Raw genomic sequence first — 18,806 nt, 5'->3', positions numbered from 1 at the left:
GGCGTCATTTTTTATCCGCTCATCTGCGGTTCAAAAATATTTTGTAACCCTTAAATAATCGCATTTCAATAATATCATGAGTCCCGCAAGAATCCTCTGTATAATAGCCGGCCTTCTTTTCACGCATTCCGCCTTTGCCGGGCGCGAGTCTTACAACCTCAATCTCGACTGGCTTCTCCACGTCGGCGATCCGGCGGATGCCGGTGCAAAACGCTTCGACGATTCTCGTTGGAAACTCGTAACGCTCCCGCGCGCATGGAACGAGGACGACGCCTTCCGCAAGGACATCAAGGACCACTCCACCGGCATCGCGTGGTATAGAAAACACTTCACGCTGACCGCCGGTCAACTCAAGGATGCGAAAGTGTTCATAGAGTTCGAGGGGGTGCGCCAGGCTGCCGAGGTGTATATAAACGGCAAACGCGCCGGCTTGAGCGAAAACGGAGTCATGTCGTTTGGTTTCGACATCACGCCGCATGTCGTCGCGGGCGGGAATGTCGTCGCCGTGCGCACTGACAACGCATGGGATTACCGCGAGAAGGCCACACGTCAGCGCTACCAGTGGGCCGACAAAAACTTCAACGCCAACTACGGCGGCATTACGAAAAACGTCCGCCTGCACGTCACCGGGAAATTATATCAAACGCTTCCGCTCTATTCCAATCTCCAGACGACCGGTGTTTATATCTACGCAACCGATTTCGACATCGCCAGCCACGCCGCCACCATTCACGCCGAATCCGAGGTGCGCAACGAAACCGGCGGGACGCAGACGTTTTTATACACAATGGAAATCCCCGCGCTCGGCCTGAAGGCCAGCGCATCCGTGCCTACCACGCTCGCGCGTGGTAAAACCGCCATCGTCAAAGCCAGCGTCCGCGCCGCCAACATCGATTTTTGGAGTTGGGGGCACGGTACGCTCTACGACGTGCGCACCACGCTGCTCGTCGATGGCAAACCTTCTGACACCGTCATCACGCGCACTGGTTTCCGCAAAACCGAGTTCGCAAACGGCATGGTAAAACTCAACGACCGCGTTATCCAGATGCACGGCTACGCGCAGCGCACTTCGAACGAGTGGCCCGCCATCGGCGCGAGTGTGCCCGCGTGGCTCAGCGATTACAGCAACGGCCTCATGGTCGCGAGCGGCGGCAATCTCGTGCGCTGGATGCACATCACTCCGTGGAAGCAGGATGTCGAATCCTGCGACCGCGTCGGCCTTATTCAGGCCATGCCCGCCGGCGATTCCGAAAAGGACGTTGGCGGACGCCGCTGGGAGCAGCGTTTGGAGATCATGCGCGACGCCATTATCTATAATCGCAACAACCCCAGCATCCTATTTTATGAGTCCGGCAACAACGGCGTCTCCGAGGAACACATGACGCAAATGAAGACCCTTCGCGACAAATACGACCCGCATGGCGGGCGCGCCAGCGGCAGCCGCGATATGCTCAACAGCCGTGTAGCCGAATACGGCGGGCACATGCTTTATATAAACAAAAGCGCGCGCATTCCGTTTTGGGCCATGGAATATTCGCGCGACGAGGGATTGCGCAAATACTGGGACGAATTTTCGCCGCCCTTCCACAAGGACGGCGACGGCCCGCTCCACAACGGCCAGAACGCGAGCTCCTATAACCGCAACCGGGACTCGCACGCCATCGAGAACGTTGTTCGCTGGCATGACTACTGGCGCGAACGCCCCGGCACGGGAAAACGCGTGAGCAGCGGCGGTGTGAATATTGTTTTCTCCGATTCCAATACGCATCACCGCGGCGCTGAGAATTACCGCCGCAGCGGCGAGGTTGATGCCATGCGCATTCCGAAGGATGGCTTCTTCGCGCATCAAGTCATGTGGGACGGCTGGGTGGACGTTGAAAATATCCGCACGCACATCATTGGCCACTGGAACTACGCGCCCGGCACCGTGAAAGCCGTCCATGTGGTTTCCAGCGCCGAAGCCGTGGAACTTTTTCTCAATGGCAAATCCCTCGGACGTAGCGCGCAAAGCAGTCGGTTCCTCCACACCTTCGAAAACGTCACTTGGCAAGCCGGCGAACTCCGTGCTGTCGGTTACGATGCCAACGGCACTAAAATCACCGAGACGGCCCTGCTGACCACCGGAGCGCCTGCCGCGTTGCGCCTGAAAAACATCGGCAAGGAAACATACAAGGCCGACGGACACGACCTCTTGCTCGTCGAAGTCGAAGTTATCGATAGCGAAGGCCGCCGTTGCCCCACCGCGCTCGACCTGGTGGAGTTTGCGCTCGAAGGCCCCGCCGAGTGGCGCGGCGGCATCGCACAGGGGCCGGGCAATTATATACTTGCCAAAAAACTTCCTGTCGAATGTGGCGTGAACCGTGTGCTCGTCCGCACCACGCGCGAGCCGGGCGCGATCACCCTCCGCGCAAAATCCGGCTCGCTCAAGCCTGCCGCTCTCACCCTCAAATCCGTCGAGGTGGCGTCGGCCAATGGCCTCGCGCCGGTCGCACCTGTTGATACCATCGCAATCGCCGATCGCGGCCCGACGCCCGTGATGCCCTCGTATAAAATCACGCGCACGCCCATCGAAATCTCCTCCGCGCGCGCTGGCTCGAACGAAATAGATGCGGCGAAAAGCTTCGATGACGACGAAACCACCTCGTGGGCGAGTTCGAATGACAAGGCATCCGCGTGGATAGAATACACACTGGCTCGTTCTGCCCTGCTCAGCGAGGTCACGCTTAAGCTCACCGGATGGCGCCAGCGCAGTTATCCGGTGCGCGTGACGCTGGATGGAAACGAGGTTTTCCGCGGCCTGACGGCGAAAAATCTCGGCTACGTGACGTTGCCATTGTCCGCGCGTGCCGCGGGCACGCTCGCACGCATTGAGCTAATCGGTGACTCGGAAGCGCGTGACGCGTTTGCGATCACGGAGGTTGCCAACAAGGAAAACGCATCTACCGGCGCCGGCCACGGCGGAAGCGCCACGCTAAGCATTATCGAAGTCGAGTTCTATGAAAGGCTGAAATAACCCCAGGCAGTATTACAAATTGCTCCGTTCCCGATCTTTATAATGTTTTTGTAATTAAATCCAATTTTGGGTGATCCCGGCAACTCCATCAATCCGTCACCTTGCGCGCGTGCTGGGCCTCTCGCACACTACCGTGTCGGAGGCGCTTCGCGACACCCCGCGTGTCAACGCCGAAACGCGCCGGCGCGTGTGTGTCGCGGCCCAGGCTGCCGGCTACCGCAAAAACCCGCTCGCCAGCGTGCTCATGTCCGAGATGCGCCGCTCGCGCGCGGGCGTCCTTCTCGGTGTCATTGCCATCGTTGACCTTGATGGCCCCGAAAGCCGCCCGCCTTCACAGGCGTATTACCATCGCGAACTCTCCAAGGGGGCCATCGACCGCGCGGCCGAGCTCGGTTTCAGGGCCGAGGTTTTCATCGTCGGACATGGGGGCATGACTACGCGGCGTCTCGACACGATTCTCCAATCGCGCGGCATCCACGCCGTGTTTTTCCTGCCCGTGAGCGATAATCCCGACGTCACCCCGCTCGACTGGACGCGCTATGCCGGCGTTTACACTGATTGCGTGATTGAACATCCCGCGCTGCACAGCATTTGCCCGAATCATTTCCGCGCTATGCTCATGGCCCTGCGGCAGCTCCGCGCGCTCGGTTACAAACGCCCCGGTCTTGTGCTCCAGCGTCATCATGACGAACGCCTCCTGCACCTCTGGGAGGCTGCGCATTGGGCGTATCAAACCCACATTGGCACGCCCCGAGTGAAGATCCCCGTTCACCTGCCTGGCGATATCGGACAAAAAGGCTTCACCAAGTGGTTCAAGAAACACAACCCCGACGTCGTGCTTTGTCACCGTGCCGAGGTCATGGGCTGGATGCGCGAGGCGGGCGCAAGGATCCCGCGAACCCACGGCTATTGCTGCCTTAACACGATGATGAATCCCGATGTCCCCTGCGCCGGCTTGGATCTCCAACCTCGATTGCTCGGCGCGCGCGGCATCGAGCTGCTCATCGCGCAACTCCATCGCAACGAATATGGCATCCCGGTCCAGCCGTCCACCACGACCATTCCCGCGCGCTGGATTGATGGCCCAACCCTGCGTGCGATGGGTCGCCCTGTTCCATGAAACTGATATTACGCAGACGCATCACATGGCGCAGAGGGGGCACTTGATTCAAAACAGAATTTCACTGGGGCTCCACAAACGAACGGAATATTATAAAATTTATCCATTGCATTTTTTTGCGCCTATTCTCGGTCCGTTTTTTTCATAATTCGATTTATAAAAGACACCCGGAAGGGGAAAACTCTGTATCATATTGAATATTACAAAACAACTCACCTCATGTGCACTCGCGTTTGCAGCGTGCTGCCTGGCGGCGTCAGGGGCCACTCCACCCCAGCTTCGCATCGCAAGATTTGCCGGCGACCGCGCCGCCGCCATCAGTTACACCTTCGACGACGGCCTGCGCGACCAATACACATTGGCTGTTCCCATGCTCAACGAGGCCGGTTTCAAAGGCACTTTTTTTGTCATTCCCGGCCATGTTGCTCCGAGCATCGAGGAGGCCGAGCGCAAGCAGGATGCCAAACGCGCCTGGGGCGGCATCACCTGGCCCGAGTTGCGCGAGATGGCGGGGCAGGGACACGAAATCGCCAGCCACACCTGGTCTCACCGCGCACTCCCGAAGCTCGCACCGGAGGAAGTGGACGCCGAGCTGGCCAAAGCCTTCGATGCGATCAAAACCCGCATCGGTCGCCCGCCCCTCACCCTTGCGTTTCCATTCAACCAGTCCACGCCCGAAACCAAGGCCGCGGTGCTCAAATACCATGTTGCCAGCCGCGATTATCAGACGGGAGTGGGCGGCGGAAAAACCACCGTCGAATGGCTCGAAAACTGGACGGACAAACAGGTGCGCGACCGTGCTTGGGGCATCATCATGGCGCACGGAATCGGCCGCGGTTACGCCGCCTTCACCGACCCGGAAATCCTGCGCGACCACTTTCGTCACGTAAAAGGCCGCGCGCACGAAATATGGGTTGATACCTTTGCCAACGTCGCCCGTTACGTGAAGGAGCGCGACAATGCCCGGCTCGTTGTTTCCAGCCCTATTCCGGGTCGTCTCGTGTGCGTGCTTTCCAGCACGCTCGAGCCCGCCGTTTACAATGTGCCGCTCACCCTCGTTATCGAGGCACCCGTCGTCACCTCCGCGCGCGCCAAACGCGCGGGCGGCGAACTGCCGGTCCGTGTTGTGCCCGGTGCCATCCAAATCGACGCCGCCCCGGACAAAGACCCCATCACTGTCACGTGGCATTGAAACCCGCGTCCTCCGTCCCGCCATGATCCATCACCTTTATTCGTCACGCATTGCCGGATTGATTTGCATGTTCTCGCGTTCACTTGCGTTGCTATCCGTGTTTGCGGCGGGCACCATGCTGGCGCAAACGGGAGAACCCGCCGCGCCCGCCACCCCGCCGGCCAGAGAGTTTTTCCACATCTACCTGCTGATGGGACAATCCAACATGGCGGGCCGCGATCGGAGGACGCTCGACGCCCAGAGCGATGATCCGCGAATTCTCGCACTTCATGCCGACGGTAGGTGGCTCGTCGCCCGCGATCCGCTGCATCCCCAACGGGGGCGCACCCTGCCCGGCATCGGCCTCGGCATTCCCTTTGCCCGCGAAATGCTCAAGACGGCGGACCCTAAAATCACCATTGGCCTCGTGCCCTGCGCCGTTGGTGGCAGTTCCCTTCGCCGCTGGATCAAGGGCGCCGAGTATTACGAGCAAACCGTGAGTCGCGCCAGGCTCGCGGCGCAAGCCGGCCTCATCAAAGGCGTGCTCTGGCACCAAGGCGAATCCGATACCACCAGCCGGGAGAACGCCGGCACCTACGAGACGCGCCTTGCCCGGATGCTTCAGGATCTGCGTAACGATCTCGGCCGGCCCGATCTTCCCATCATGGTTGGCCAGATCGGCGAATTTCTCCTGCCTGAAAAATATCCTTTCGCCGACACTGTGCGCGGTGCCATCCGACGCATCCCCGACATCGTTCCCCGCGTGGGCTTCGCCGACTCCGCCGGCCTCGGGGACTTGGGCGACAAACTCCACTTCTCCGCCGACGCGCAGCAACAAATGGGCGCCCGCTTTGCCAAAGCCATGCGCGTATTTCAAAAACAATGACAAAACACCTAATATTGGGGGGTATGCGAGGGCGGCGCGGTTTTGATAACATCACAACAATAGAATCCCCGCCCCGTGCAAACCCTGGCATTCTCCAAAAAACCTTCGACCCGTGACATTGCGCGTGCCCTCGGCCTTTCGCACAGCACCGTGTCCGAGGGGCTTCGCAATAATCCCAACATCAAACTCGAAACACGCAAACGCGTGCAAGCCGCCGCAAAAGCCCTAGGCTACCAGCGCAATCCGCTGGTGGGAGCGGTCATGTCCCGGATGCGCCGGCAGTGCGGGAGCGCCTTCCAAGGCGTGGTGGCCATCGTCGATCTTGACGGTGCCGAAGGGCGTCCGCCCAGCTCTGCTAGCTATCATCGCGAACTCGCCGAGGGCGCCGGCGATCGCGCGGTTGAGCTTGGTTTCAAATCCGAGATTTTTCGTGCGCGCGATCACGGGATCTGCGGTCAACCAATCGACGCCATTCTTCAGGAACGCGACATCTATGGCGTGCTTCTCCTGCCCGTCAAAGATCGTTCCACCATGGCCGGGCATGATTGGTCGCGTCACTCGGCAGTTTATGCCGATTGCGAAACGGGACAGCCGGCGCTCCACAACATCTGCCCGGATCATTACAATGCGATGCGCCTGGTGATCGGGCGCCTGCGCGCGCTTGGCTATCGCCGTCCCGGCCTTGTATTGCAGAAAAGCGAGGAGGATCGCCTGCCTTGTCGTTGGGAAGACCTCTGGTGGTTTGGCCAAGGCGGTCCCGGCAAGCGCCCGAAAGTTCATCCGCTTGTCATGCCGGAAATGGAACACGGCGGCTTTTCGGAATGGTTTCGCAAACACAATCCCGACGTCGTGATTGGTCACGATGCCGTCGTGATGGACTGGATGCGCGCGTGCGGTGCAAAAATCCCGGACACCCACGGTTTTTGCTGCCTGAATATCACAAAAAACCCCGATATCGCCTGCTCGGGACTTGACCAGCAGCCGCGTCTGGTCGGTGCGCGTGGCATCGAGTTGGTGATCGGTCAAATCTACCGTAACGAACACGGCCTCCCGGAGCATCCTTCGACCACGACCATCCCCGCGCTTTGGGTGGATGGTGTGACTCTGCGCACACTGCGTGGCGGCGTGGCCGTGCCCGCCGCCACAGTTCCTTTTCCCTTATGATGTCTCTCAATATAAAATCCCTGCAAACGCTCGGGGCCTTTGTTATCACCGGTTGCGCCCTTGGCGTGTCCGGCTTTTCCGCTGCTGCCCAAGCGTCACCTCCCTCGCTCATGGAGAATCTCGATCGTGGTGTCGTGGCCGTGCGCGCGACGGAGTCGGGTGCATTTGTGAGTTGGCGGCTTCTCGGCACGGAGGCGGCCGATGTCGCTTTTAATATATATCGCTCGACCGATGGCGGGGTGCTCGTGAAATTGAATAAAACACCGCTCACCCAGAGTACGAATTTCACCGACGACACGGCGGATTTTTCAAGGAGCAACACCTATGCGATCCGCGCGGTTTCACGAGACACAGGCAAGGAGCTGCCATGCGGTGACACGCCCGGCGATACGAAAACAGCGACTGTGCTCAACACGCTTCCGGCCAACGCCCCGGTGCGCCAATATATTCCCGTTCCGCTGCGTATTCCAGAGGGAGGCACGACACCCGATGGCGTCGCATACACCTACAATGCCAACGATTGCTCCGTCGGCGACCTCGACGGAGACGGCGAATACGAAATCGTCGTGAAATGGGATCCGACCAATTCGCACGACAATGCGCACGACGGCTACACGGGCAATGTATATCTCGACGCCTACAAGTTGGACGGCACGTTTTTCTGGCGCATCGACCTCGGCAGAAACATCCGCGCCGGCGCGCACTACACTCAATTCCAGGTTTATGATCTCGACGGCGACGGCATCGCCGAGGTCGCCTGCAAAACCGCCGACGGCACCGTTGATGGCACGGGCAAAATCATCGGCGACGCCAAGGCCGATTATCGCAACGGGCGCGGTCGCATCCTCAGCGGCCCGGAATACCTGACTGTTTTCAACGGGCGCACCGGCGCGGCGATGGCCACCGTCGATTACGTGCCGCCGCGCGGTGGAGACGGCTCCGGTTGGGGCGACTCGCGCGGCAACCGCTCCGATCGCTTTCTGGCCTGCGTCGCCTATCTCGACGGGCAGCGCCCGAGTCTCGTCATGTGTCGCGGTTACTATACACGCGCGGTGATCGCCGCCTGGGACTGGCGCGACGGCAAGCTCACGCAACGCTGGGTTTTTGACAGCGACGATGGCACGCCCGGCAATGAAAGCTATCGCGGCCAAGGCGCGCACAGCGTGCTCGTCGGTGATGTCGATGGCGACGGTCGCGACGAGCTTATCTACGGTGCCGCGGCCATAGACCATGACGGCAAGGGGCTCTATTCGACCGGCCTCGGCCACGGTGACGCGCAGCACCTCACCGTCATGGACCCATCCGGCAAAGACATGCAGGTGTGGATGGTGCACGAAGGTCCGAAACAATATCGCGACGCGGCCATCGAGTTTCGCGACGCGCGCACGGGCCGGCTTATTTTCGGGCGCTCTGGTGAAAAGTGGGGTGATGTCGGGCGCGGCGTCGCCGCCGATATCGACCCGCGCACACCCGGTTACGAAATGTGGGCCTCGCGCGGCGCGCTCTACGATTGCAAAGGCAATGTCGTTTCGGAAAAAATGCCACGACAAAAGAACTTCCTTCTCTGGTGGGATGGCGATTTCCTCCGCGAGCTTCTCGACGATGTGACTATTTCCAAATGGAATTGGAAAACGGAAAAATCTGACGTGCTTTTCACTGACGCCGAATGCGACTCCAACAACGGCACCAAGGCCACGCCCTGCCTGAGCGGTGATATTTTCGGCGACTGGCGCGAGGAGGTCATCTGGCGCACGAAAGACAATCGCGAGTTGCGCATATACACCACGACGATCCCGACTAGGCACCGCCTGTTCACGCTCATGCATGACCGCCAGTATCGCACCGCTATCGCATGGCAAAACACAGCCTACAACCAGCCGCCGCACCCAAGCTTCTATCTTGGCGAAGGCATGACACCGCCGCCCCAGCCGAACATCCAGACTGCACGCAAACTGACACGGGAATTGAAAGAATAGGAATGTCCCAATCCATCGATTCCACATGCCGCAATCCACCTTACCCCGCCGGAGATTGTCTTGTTCGCATCAACGACGAATCCGTTGACATCGGCTATGCCGTGCATCCCGCACACTATTGGGAGGAACATGTCCACGACCGCCATCAATTTATTTTGATGCTGGATGCCTGCTCCGATGCAGAGATTACATGGCGCATGGCCGACGGCTCGCAATGCAAGCGGCGGGTTTCGGGCCAGCAGGTGTGCTTTATCGAGAAAAATCTGCCCCATTCCCTCCGATGGTATGCTCCCGCCCCGCTCGTCTGTTTGTATATCAGCGAGGCTTTTATGGCGCAGATATCGCCAAACGACGGCTGGAAGGATGTCGCCATTCATCATTGGGGCGAGCTTCTTGCCTGCGATTTGCTGACCTTGGGCCTTGTGCTGCTCATGGCCGAGCTTTGCCGCCAGCATGACCGGCTGCATCCGTTGCACCTGCGGGTGGCCGGCATTTTTCTGGGAGCGCAACTCATCCGAATACGCTCACGCGCGAAGGCGCGGGTGCAAAAATCAGCGGGGTTGCAGAATATGCAACTGAAGCTCGTTCATGACTGGATAAACGAGCATATTTCAGAGCGCTTCGAAATATGGGAACTGGCCCGTGTCGCCGGCATCAGCAGGAGCCATTTCGGTCGCAAATTCAAGGCGTCAACCGGCTATGCCCCGCAGCGATACATCCTCATACAGCGTGTTCATCGTGCGCTGGAGCTTTTGCAACGCGGAGGCATGCGCATGTCGGAGATAGCCACCCAGGCAGGCTTTGCCGACCAAAGCCACCTGTCGCGCAATCTTCGCGCCTTCTACGGCCGTTTGCTTTCCAAGAAAAAACATCAGTGAACCTGTTTATAGTTTTGGCCTGCCGGGGCGAGTATCCCTGACGATGCCGTGTCTTTTACAGAAACGGCGCAGGTCTTTCGCATCGACGGTGATTTTTTGCGCGTCCAGATGTTTTATAAAATCCCGCGTGCGATAGCGCGGTCTGGGATGGTTGAGCATGTAATGCAGCACGGAAAGTTTCCACCAACTGGCATGGCCGTAGTGCGAGCGGGTGATGGAGCCGCGCGGGCGCCCGTGGAAAAACTCCATGGCCTTGGTGAGATGGCGAATGAGCGGCCCCGATGGGGCATCGCCGGCAAACACTGCCTGCAAAAACAAGCCGCCAAGGAGCAAAAGCGAAGCATTCGGAGGCGCGCCTGCGGGAGACTGCCACCATGCACGGGCAAGCAGGAACGAGGCGAGCGCGACATCGCCTTCGCCGCCCGATTGGCAGCGGCGGATGAGCCCGGCAACCTGCCCGCGCGTAAGCCCGCCGTAGGGCGCGGCGGAAGCCGGTGCGCGAGCATGCGCAAGTCTGGCAGCGTCGGTTTCGAGCGCGGTGTTGGCATGGGCCAGCCATGCGAGCAAATTGCGCCCTTGGCTGGCGTGCCCCGGCGGGCGTTCCTTGTCGCGCAGATAACGCGCAAGGCGCGCGCGTGTGCGCGGTTCAAGGAACACCGTGGCGAGCCAGTAGCGCAAGCCGGGCGATTCGCGCAGCAGTTGCATAAAAAGCGCGACGCAAGCCGAATCGTTGGAATCCGCCGACAGCGACAGGATGGCGTCGGCAAACGCGGAGCCGGAGGACATGGTGGGGACGGGATAATTACGAATTACAAATTACGAATGACGAATTTCCAAGCCGCGCCTTTGCGCCACTGGTTTCAATTCGTAATTCGTCATTCGTAATTGCTTTCACACCCCGATGCCTTGGGAGGGGGGCGGCTGTCCTTGTCCCTGCCGCATGGTCTGGCGCATGGCCTCGTCCTTGGCGACGCGCACGAAGGCGCGCTGGCGGTTCTCGGCGGGGACGTTTTTGATGCGCTCCTCGACCTTGGCCTTGACCTCGGGGAAGCCGATCATGAAGAGGAGGCCGAGGCCGTATTGGAAGCCGGTCTTAACCTGCGAGGGAACCTGGGCCAGAATGAGCGGAACGCCCAATGAAGAGCCGTCCGTGATTGCGGCGGAGGCTGTCGTCGCCGCCCATTCCGGCAAGGTGAAAAGCGAGGCGAGAAACGCGATCAAAGCGCCTCGGGAGGAAGGGAGTTTTTTCATGGCTGGAATTTGTCTTTCCGGCTCGCGTCATGCGGAATCCGGTCAAAGTGTGCCGCCATTATGCCCGGTTTTTCCGGGCTTGGATTGGATGCCCGGGCTTTTTTTAGTAATGATTGGATATTTTTGAGCAAAATCCCTTGGCGAGCACTGGCAGAAGCGGCGAAAACAACGGTCAAGGTGGCTTTGATCGCAAAAGCCGGAAAGGGCGGCCACCTCGGAGATACGCATGCCGCCCTGCCGGAGCAATGCCTGCGCCCTGCGTATCCGTTCCCTGAATATATGATCGCGTGCCGGCATGCCGGTGCTGGCTTTGAATAACAGCTTGAAGTGGGTCCGGCTCAGGCACGCGATGTCCGCCAGTGTTTTTACCGCAATCTTCCCGTGCAGATTTTTGTCAATGTGGTCCAGAACGTGTTGCAGGCGCTCGGGGTTCATGGTTGCGGGCGCGGTTTTCTTTTCCTTTCCGCGCGTCAGTGCGTCAAGCAGGAGGAAACCCAGGGCGGAGCAAAAATGCCCGAAGCAACTCACGTGACAAGCGGGTTGCGTATGATGACCGGATTCAACGAGAAACCGGATTACGTTCATGATGATGCAATCGTGCCGCGCCAGCTCCCACAACGGACTGTGCCGCACCTTGTCCAATGGCTTCTTTTTGGCGGGCGGTTGCGCCTCATCCTCCGCGCAAAAGCAAAGCATCAGCGCCTCTTGTTTCCAATGGAGGGCATAGCTTGCCTGTTTGTGTATAAAAATCACATTCTGTCCGCGAACGGTGAAGGTGCCGCGTTCTCCGCTTTTTTCGTTCCGCCAGTCAATTCGCGCCTCGGATTTCATCTCCGGCATCACAATAAGCCGGTGACGTTCTCCGGTTTCTTCACGCAAGCATTGCGCGGACAGTAGAAAAATGCCGGCATCCCTGCCATTGCATGCGGCATGGAGCGTTTCTTTAATTATTGAAGCTTTGGCTGGCACAGGTGAGCCGGATTGCCGGCCCCATTGCCGGGCATCTCCTGATTATTTATACAAAATCACCGCCCGCTTGTATTGAACCCATGCGCTTTTTTTGGGGAACCAATTGACCAAAATCAAACGGCGGTATCCGTTCCCGTATTTTTTAACAAAATGGCCAGTTGACTATGGAGCACCCGGAGGTCGTCGGGAAACTGGATGTCCATGCCGAGGCGCGCCTGCCGGCGCAGCAGGCGTGTCAGTCTGGCGGCAAGCGTGACGATGGGCGGGAGCTTTGGCGGGCGGACGCGCCGGTCTTCGCCGGAAGTTTTTGACGAAATGGGAATGCCCAGCCGCAGATACGCCTGCCGCAGGCCGAGTCCGCGCAACGCGCCCGGGGTGTCCGCGCGGCGGGCAAGCTGCATGTAGCGTTGCGCGGTGCGCACTCCGCCGTGAAAACGTGTTTCCAGCCACCCGAGCCATGCTCCCTGCCCGGCGCGGCGGCGGATGCGCGCCTTTTCCGCGATGAGGAGTTGCCCCGCGCGCCATGCGGCGGACAGCGCGGCGTCGAGCGAGCGGCGGGAGTCGCCGGCAAGCCGCCGCGCCTCTACGTGCAGGCGGTTGATTTCCAAAAAGGCGGATGTCTCGCGCGCCGGGGGCGCGGGCGTGACGTTGCACTGGGCAGGGGGCGGCATAAGTGTATCCGTGTTCATGATACGAGACCCATGCTTTGGCGGAAATCGTCCGCAAGTTTGTGGACGGTCTGCGGGGTGCAGCCGGCCTGTTCGCCGAGCGCCTCCAGCGTCATGCCGCCGATGAGGTCGGGGCGGACCTGGCGCAGCACGATGGACGCGCGCAGTCCGCGCTGCTCCAGCGTGGTGCCCTCGGAAATCCACAGCAGCACGTGCGCGATGGCCTCCGCCGCCATCGCGCGGGCCTCGGCTTTGGGGTCAACGGGGTTTTGGAAAAACGCGTCGTCGCCGGCGGACGCGCGGGCGGGGTTTGGGGCGGACTGGGCGGGATTGGTTTTATTTTGTGTATTCATGTTGTTGCCTCACCCCGCATCCTGCCAGCGTTTATAAAATCAAAATAGCGGCGCGCTTCATCGCGGGTTTGCCCGGATTTCGCGCAGGGCTTTTCGATGTATATAAAAACGCCACACGCATGGCGCATGTGGCGTTGGGATTTCCTGTCGTATTATGGGCGGTTTTATCCGCGCGCGGGCACGAGCAGCCGGGTGCGGATATGCGCGGAGACCTCGGCAAGGTCGTAATATACAAAGTGCCCGACGCGGTGATGCGGGATTCGGCGGGTGCGCGTCCATTCGCGCAGCGTGCGCACGGACGGCTCGCGCCCCTGCGGGAAAATCCCGCTGAGGCGCAGGCCGTTGATGTCCGTGAGCGCGGGATGCGCGCGCGTCTGCGCGGGGGCGGGGGCTGGCGTGGTGGGAGCGGTGGAGGTGGAGTTCATACGCCCATGTGCGCGCATCACGTGGCGCGCGGGGGGCTTCCATTCCGTGGGCGTGCCTTGGCTCTCCGCAGGTGCGGCGCGGAAACGAAAAAAGCCGGGCGGAGGCGGGAGGGGGGGAGGAAGGGCGGATGCGGCGGGGAAACCGCATCCGCCCGGTTGCGGGTTTATGCGGCGAGCCGGTTTTGCGGGTCGGACGTGGGCGCGGGCGTGGGCGCGCTCTCTGCCTGCGGCGCTGGCTCCGTTTGCGGCACGGCGCGAAGCATCGGCATGATGGCAAAGAAGGTTCCGGCCTCCTGCGGCGTGGTCACGTTCAGGTAATGGCGGCGGATGATGCTTTCCGAATTGCCCGCCTGCAACGCCGTGTCGCCCATCGAACGGAATTTTCCAACATGCATCGAAATAAACGTGTGCCGCAACACGTCGTGCCCCACGCCGAATTTTTGGCGGATGCGCGTGAGTTTTTTGGCAATGCTCTTCATCTTCTCCTTGGGCGGAATGATCGGATATTCGTCCAGCGGATAGGCTTTGAGCCACGTCGCGAGGTTCGGCTGGATGGTCACCAGCCGGCGCATATTCACCTTCGACACCCATGGCTCGATGGTGATGGCACTGTTTTCCAGCCGCACGTCGCACGCGGGCAGCTTGGAAATCTCCCCCTCGGGGCGGATGCCGGCGAACAGGCACAACGCGAAAAACGGCACGAATGCTCCGTCGTGGACAGTCTCCACATGCGCCATGAGTTGCGCGGCGCGCTCCGCCGTCAGCGCCTCGGCGCTGCCGCGATTGTGCTCGATGCGGTTGCGCGGGATTTTCGCCACCGGGTTGCCGCCCACCCATTCCTTGCGCACCGCGTGGTTGAAAAACGCGCACAGCACGCCGCGCCGGTTGTTCTGCGTCTTCAGCGAGCCACTGTCGCGCCGGATGTAGGCGTGCAACGCCTCCGTGCCCGCCTCCGCAAGCGTCTGCGTCGGAAAATGCCGCTGGAACTCCGTCAGCTCCAGCCGGATGTTCCGCAACTGCCGTTTGCCTATCAACGCCTGTTGCACGTCCTCCTTGCGCGCCTTCATGTAAGTCGTGACGGCATCGGTGATTTTCAGCGCGGCCTCGGGCTCGCGGTAATTGGCCAGCGCGTAGTCGAGGTAAAACGTGAGCGGACGCCGCGCCTTCTCCAGCCGGAGAAACGCGGCCTCGGCCTCGCGCAACTGCGCCTCGGTCAGAAATGTGCTCGCGCCGCGCAGGTTGGATTGCGACTGGAGCACGCGCAGTTCGAGCGCGGCGCGCTCTGCAATGGCATCCTCGCGGGTCTTGAAGTTCTTGCGGATGCGCTCGCCGAGCAACCAGCCGGCTACGCGGAATGAAATCACGCCGTTGCGATTCTTGAACGGCTTGATCGTGAATGCGGATTTTTTTTGTTTCATCGATAGGTTGCCGCCCTCACGTGGCAACCTATTCATGAAATCTCCGGCTTCCCTCTGGAAATCGGGCCTTTCGTGCCGGCAAGATGCCTGCGCTACGCCCGCATGCCCGGCATATCACGTCTTTTGCTGACATCGCTTCCCTTGTGGTCCGCGCGCGGGCACTTCATCCTTGCCCGGCGCGCTCGCGTCGCGTTTTGCTTGGCCCTTCATGAGCACAAACACGCCCAAAGAAAACGCCGTCATCAAGACCCCCTACGGGGAAATGACCATCGCCTTCTGGCCCGAAGTCGCGCCGAAGACGGTCGCCAACTTCAAGAAACTCGCCAACGAAGGCTTCTACGACGGCCTCGCGTTCCATCGCGTCATCAAGGGATTCATGATCCAGGGCGGCTGTCCCAACACCAAGGAAGGGTCGGACGGCATGCCCGGCACCGGCGGTCCCGGCTACCAGATCAAGGCCGAGTTCAACGCCAAGCCGCACGTGCGCGGCGTCATCTCCATGGCCCGCTCGCAGCATCCCGATTCCGCCGGCAGCCAGTTCTTCATCTGCCACGGCGACGCGCGTTTCCTCGACCGTCAATACACCGCCTTCGGCGAACTCGTGGGCGGCGACGACGTGCTCGAACGCCTGGCGACCGTTCCCTGCCAGCCCGGCGGCGAACGCAGCACGCCCATCGAGCGCCTCGCCATCGAAAGCATCCGCATCGTTCCTGCGGAGTAATACCATTGGCGAACTGCAATGGCACTTTTGCGCCGCCCTGCCGGATCGAGTGGCACGGGCGGCTCGCCCGTGCCACGGCGCTCCGCGCCGCCATCCCCAAAAAACATGGGCGGGGACGCCCATGGCACGCAACCCGCCGCCTTCCGACCGCGCCGCTAAAGTGACAATCTTGTTCGGAATTGGCATAAGAGATCCCGTCTCCGCGCGCTCACATCCCCGACCCGCGCGCGAACAGCGGCACGTTTTCGAAATGCCGCACCTCCATCCGCCCGTCCGGAAACCGCTCCACCTCGACCACGTCAAACCGCGTCGTGCGCGGGCGCGCCGCCTCGCCCAAACTCCACAAATACACCGACACCGCGCGCCGCAGCGTTTTCTTTTTGCGCGCGTCCACCACGTCCGCCCCCTGCGCCAGCGCGCCGGCCGCGCGCGTCTTCACCTCGACAAACACCAGCGCCCCGCCATCGCGGCACACGAGGTCGATCTCGTCGCGGCGATCGCGCGGACTGCGCCAGTTGCGCGCCACGATTTTCATGCCGCGCTCGCGCCGCAGAAACTCCGCCGCCGCCCGCTCGCCCTCCGCGCCGTGTTGTTGTTTCTCCGTCCTGCCGCCGCGGGGCGCGCCGGCCTTGTCCGCGTCACCCCCGCGCAACCGCGCCCACGCTTTTCGCAACCATGCCTTCATCACCGCGCGCCGCCTTTCATGCCTCCGGAGGGGCGGCCTCCGTGCCGCCCTCTCAGGGCTGGCGCGGACGGCACGGAGGCCGTCCCTCCGGAAAAAACACTGCCATGGTTCTCCGTGTGATTTTGCATTTCTGAAAAACGACATCGTCACGTCGCCGCGCGCCTTTCATCCCGTGGCCGGGCTCACTCGCGCAGCCAGGCCTTCATCTTCGCAAGCGGCAGCGTGTTGACCACATGCTTCTTTTCCAGCCAGCCCTTGCGCGCCGCGTTCACGCCGGCCGCCACATACGCGAGCCCCGCCGTCTCGTGAGCATCGGGATTGATCGAGCAAAGCAACCCGCGCTCCGCCGCCCGGCGCCAGTGGCGCCAGTCCATGTCGAGCCGCCACGGGTTGGCGTTGAGCTCGATGACCACCCCGTTCGCGATCGCCGCGTCGATGATCTTCGCGGCATTCACGCGGTAGCCCTCGCGGCGCAGCAGCAGCCGCCCCGTCAGGTGCCCGAGCATGGTCACGTGCGGGTTTTCGATGGCGCGGATGATGCGCGCGGTCATCGCGTCCTCGTCCAGCGAAAACGCGTTGTGCACCGACGCCACCACGTAGTCCAGCCGCGCCAGCACCACGTCGTCGAAGTCCAGCCGCCCGTCCCGGAGGATGTCGCACTCCGTGCCCGCAAATACATGCACGGTGAATTTTCCCGCTGTATTTAGTTTTTCGATACGACCGATCTGCGCCAGCAGGCGCTCCTCGTCGAGCCCGCGCGCCTGGAAGCTCGATTTCGAATGATCGGCGATGCCGAGGTATTCCCAGCCCAGGTCCTGCGCCGCCGCGGCCATTTCCTCGAGCGTGTTGCGCCCGTCGGACTCGGTCGTGTGGTTGTGAAACACGCCGCGTAGGTCCGCCGCCCCGACCAGGCGCGGAAGCTTTCCCGCCTCCGCCGCCGCGATCTCGCCGAGCCCCTCGCGCAGCTCCGGCGGGATGAACGCCAGCCCGAGCGCCTTGAAAAGCTCCTCCTCGCTGGCGACCCTGATGTGTTTCGCCGCGCCCGCCGCCGCCTTTGCCTTCACCGTGCCCTCGCCTTCCGCCGGCTCCAGCCCCCACTCGCTGAGGCTCAGCCCGCGCGCGAGCGCCCGCTGGCGCATCTGCACGTTGTGGTCCTTCGATCCCGTGAAATGATGCAGCGCAAACGCGAATTGCTCCTCGGGCACGATGCGCAAATCCGCCTGCAGGCCACCCTCGAAGCGCACGCTCGCCTTCGTCACGCCGCGCGCCGTGACCTCCTGCACGCCCGGCTGCGCGGCAAACCAGTCCGCCACCGGCGCGGCGTCCTCCCCGGCGCGCACCGCCGCGATGAAGTCGAGGTCGCCCACCGTTTCCAGCCCGCGCCGCAGGCTGCCCGCGTGCTCCGCGCGGCGCACTTGCGGCAATCCGCGCAGCCTCGCCAGGATCGGCTCCGCCACGCCCGCCGCGTCCCACCAGAGATGGCGCTTCCCGTAGGCCTCGCGATTCCTGATGCCGGCGAGGATGTTCTCCTGTGTTTTCTCGCCGAATCCGGCCAGGCCGGCGACGAGCCCGTCGCGGCAGGCATGGTCGAGCGCGGAGATCGTATCGATGCCGAGCTTTTCGTGCAGCGCCTTGATTTTTTTCGCGCCGAGCCCCGGAATTTCAAGCATCTCGACCAGCCCGGGCGCGATGGACGCGCGCAGCTTTTCATAAAAGTCCAGCCGGCCCGTTTCGTGCAGCTCCGTGATTTTTTTCGCCAGTGCCTCGCCGATGCCCTTGAGCGAGCCGAGCCGTCCCTCCGCGATGACCGCGCCGAGGTCCTCCTCCAGCGCCTCCAGCGTGCGCGCCCCGGCCTGATAGGCGCGCGTCTTGAACGGATTCTCGCCCTTTAGTTCGAGCAGCACCGCGATATCGTTGAGCACATCGGCAATCTCGTTCCTGGTCACGCCGCCCATCCAAGCGCACCGCGCGGGAAAAAACAATCGCCGGTTTTCCTCCCTGAAGGACCGTCTGCCTTGTCTCATGCGCACACCTTGACCCAACAACAAGAATCTGCGCTTGCCGCGCGTCCGTCCACATCTAGCCATAATCATCCGCGACACCACGCG

At 61.5% G+C, this 18,806-nt stretch carries 17 protein-coding genes; 8 read left to right on the top strand and 9 right to left on the bottom strand.

The window, feature by feature from the left end:
* Window positions 1-76: 76 nt before the first annotated feature.
* The 7 genes from OH491_RS12305 to OH491_RS12275 all read left to right on the top strand — a co-directional run bounded on the left by OH491_RS12305 (window position 77) and on the right by OH491_RS12275 (window position 10,208).
* The gene (locus OH491_RS12305; protein WP_068771000.1) at window positions 77-3,013 is read left to right on the top strand and encodes a DUF4982 domain-containing protein; all 2,937 of its coding nucleotides are present in this window, start codon (window positions 77-79) and stop codon (window positions 3,011-3,013) included.
* 70 nt (window positions 3,014-3,083) lie between these two features.
* Entirely contained in the window at window positions 3,084-4,133 is a 1,050-nt protein-coding gene (locus tag OH491_RS12300; protein ID WP_334319419.1) for a LacI family DNA-binding transcriptional regulator, read from the top strand.
* Window positions 4,134-4,326: 193 nt separating this feature from the next.
* Window positions 4,327-5,325, top strand: coding sequence for a polysaccharide deacetylase family protein (locus tag OH491_RS12295; RefSeq protein WP_334319420.1), 999 nt, complete (start codon window positions 4,327-4,329; stop codon window positions 5,323-5,325).
* A 67-nt stretch (window positions 5,326-5,392) separates the two neighbouring features.
* Entirely contained in the window at window positions 5,393-6,190 is a 798-nt protein-coding gene (locus OH491_RS12290) for a sialate O-acetylesterase (RefSeq protein WP_334319421.1), read from the top strand.
* A gap of 75 nt (window positions 6,191-6,265) precedes the next feature.
* Window positions 6,266-7,354, top strand: coding sequence for a LacI family DNA-binding transcriptional regulator (locus tag OH491_RS12285; protein WP_084442297.1), 1,089 nt, complete (start codon window positions 6,266-6,268; stop codon window positions 7,352-7,354).
* A complete protein-coding gene (locus tag OH491_RS12280) occupies window positions 7,354-9,330 on the top strand; it encodes a rhamnogalacturonan lyase (protein ID WP_068771002.1) in 1,977 nt (658 codons plus the stop codon). The genes OH491_RS12285 and OH491_RS12280 overlap by 1 nt, the downstream gene beginning before the upstream one ends.
* Window positions 9,331-9,332: 2 nt before the next feature.
* Complete coding sequence (locus tag OH491_RS12275) at window positions 9,333-10,208, top strand: AraC family transcriptional regulator (protein ID WP_068771003.1); 876 nt, start codon at window positions 9,333-9,335, stop codon at window positions 10,206-10,208.
* A gap of 6 nt (window positions 10,209-10,214) precedes the next feature.
* Here the strand turns inward: OH491_RS12275 and OH491_RS12270 are convergent, their stop codons facing one another.
* From OH491_RS12270 to OH491_RS12240, 7 genes are all read right to left on the bottom strand, one after another.
* Window positions 10,215-10,994: a hypothetical protein gene (locus OH491_RS12270; RefSeq protein WP_068771004.1), complete on the bottom strand. Its 780-nt coding sequence runs from the start codon at window positions 10,992-10,994 to the stop codon at window positions 10,215-10,217.
* Between the two features lie 105 nt (window positions 10,995-11,099).
* Window positions 11,100-11,459: a hypothetical protein gene (locus OH491_RS12265; RefSeq protein ID WP_068771005.1), complete on the bottom strand. Its 360-nt coding sequence runs from the start codon at window positions 11,457-11,459 to the stop codon at window positions 11,100-11,102.
* Between the two features lie 42 nt (window positions 11,460-11,501).
* Window positions 11,502-12,428, bottom strand: a complete 927-nt coding sequence (locus OH491_RS12260) for a helix-turn-helix domain-containing protein (protein ID WP_145928864.1) — start codon at window positions 12,426-12,428, stop codon at window positions 11,502-11,504.
* Window positions 12,429-12,541: 113 nt separating this feature from the next.
* A complete protein-coding gene (locus tag OH491_RS12255; RefSeq protein ID WP_068771007.1) occupies window positions 12,542-13,117 on the bottom strand; it encodes a hypothetical protein in 576 nt (191 codons plus the stop codon).
* A complete protein-coding gene (locus OH491_RS12250) occupies window positions 13,114-13,449 on the bottom strand; it encodes a hypothetical protein (RefSeq protein ID WP_068771008.1) in 336 nt (111 codons plus the stop codon). Before OH491_RS12250 ends, OH491_RS12255 begins: the two co-directional genes overlap by 4 nt.
* 164 nt (window positions 13,450-13,613) lie before the next feature.
* Complete coding sequence (locus tag OH491_RS12245; RefSeq protein WP_068771009.1) at window positions 13,614-13,874, bottom strand: helix-turn-helix domain-containing protein; 261 nt, start codon at window positions 13,872-13,874, stop codon at window positions 13,614-13,616.
* Between the two features lie 164 nt (window positions 13,875-14,038).
* Complete coding sequence (locus OH491_RS12240) at window positions 14,039-15,292, bottom strand: tyrosine-type recombinase/integrase (RefSeq protein WP_068771010.1); 1,254 nt, start codon at window positions 15,290-15,292, stop codon at window positions 14,039-14,041.
* Window positions 15,293-15,500: 208 nt separating this feature from the next.
* Between OH491_RS12240 and OH491_RS12235 the strand changes: the two genes are divergently transcribed.
* Entirely contained in the window at window positions 15,501-16,013 is a 513-nt protein-coding gene (locus tag OH491_RS12235; RefSeq protein WP_068771181.1) for a peptidylprolyl isomerase, read from the top strand.
* Between the two features lie 208 nt (window positions 16,014-16,221).
* On the opposite strand, the gene OH491_RS12230 is transcribed toward OH491_RS12235, so the two are convergent.
* Together OH491_RS12230 and polX are read right to left on the bottom strand one after the other, a co-directional pair.
* Entirely contained in the window at window positions 16,222-16,698 is a 477-nt protein-coding gene (locus tag OH491_RS12230) for a YraN family protein (protein ID WP_084442299.1), read from the bottom strand.
* Window positions 16,699-16,880: 182 nt separating this feature from the next.
* Window positions 16,881-18,653 (bottom strand): DNA polymerase/3'-5' exonuclease PolX, encoded by a 1,773-nt coding sequence (gene polX, locus OH491_RS12225; RefSeq protein WP_334319432.1) that lies wholly within the window; start codon window positions 18,651-18,653, stop codon window positions 16,881-16,883.
* Between the last annotated feature and the right edge of the window lie 153 nt (window positions 18,654-18,806).

Source organism: Termitidicoccus mucosus (genome assembly GCF_038725785.1).
GTDB lineage: Bacteria > Verrucomicrobiota > Verrucomicrobiia > Opitutales > Opitutaceae > Termitidicoccus > Termitidicoccus mucosus.
Note: the sequence above shows the minus strand (reverse complement) of the source record. Positions and strands in the feature narration are given on the sequence as shown.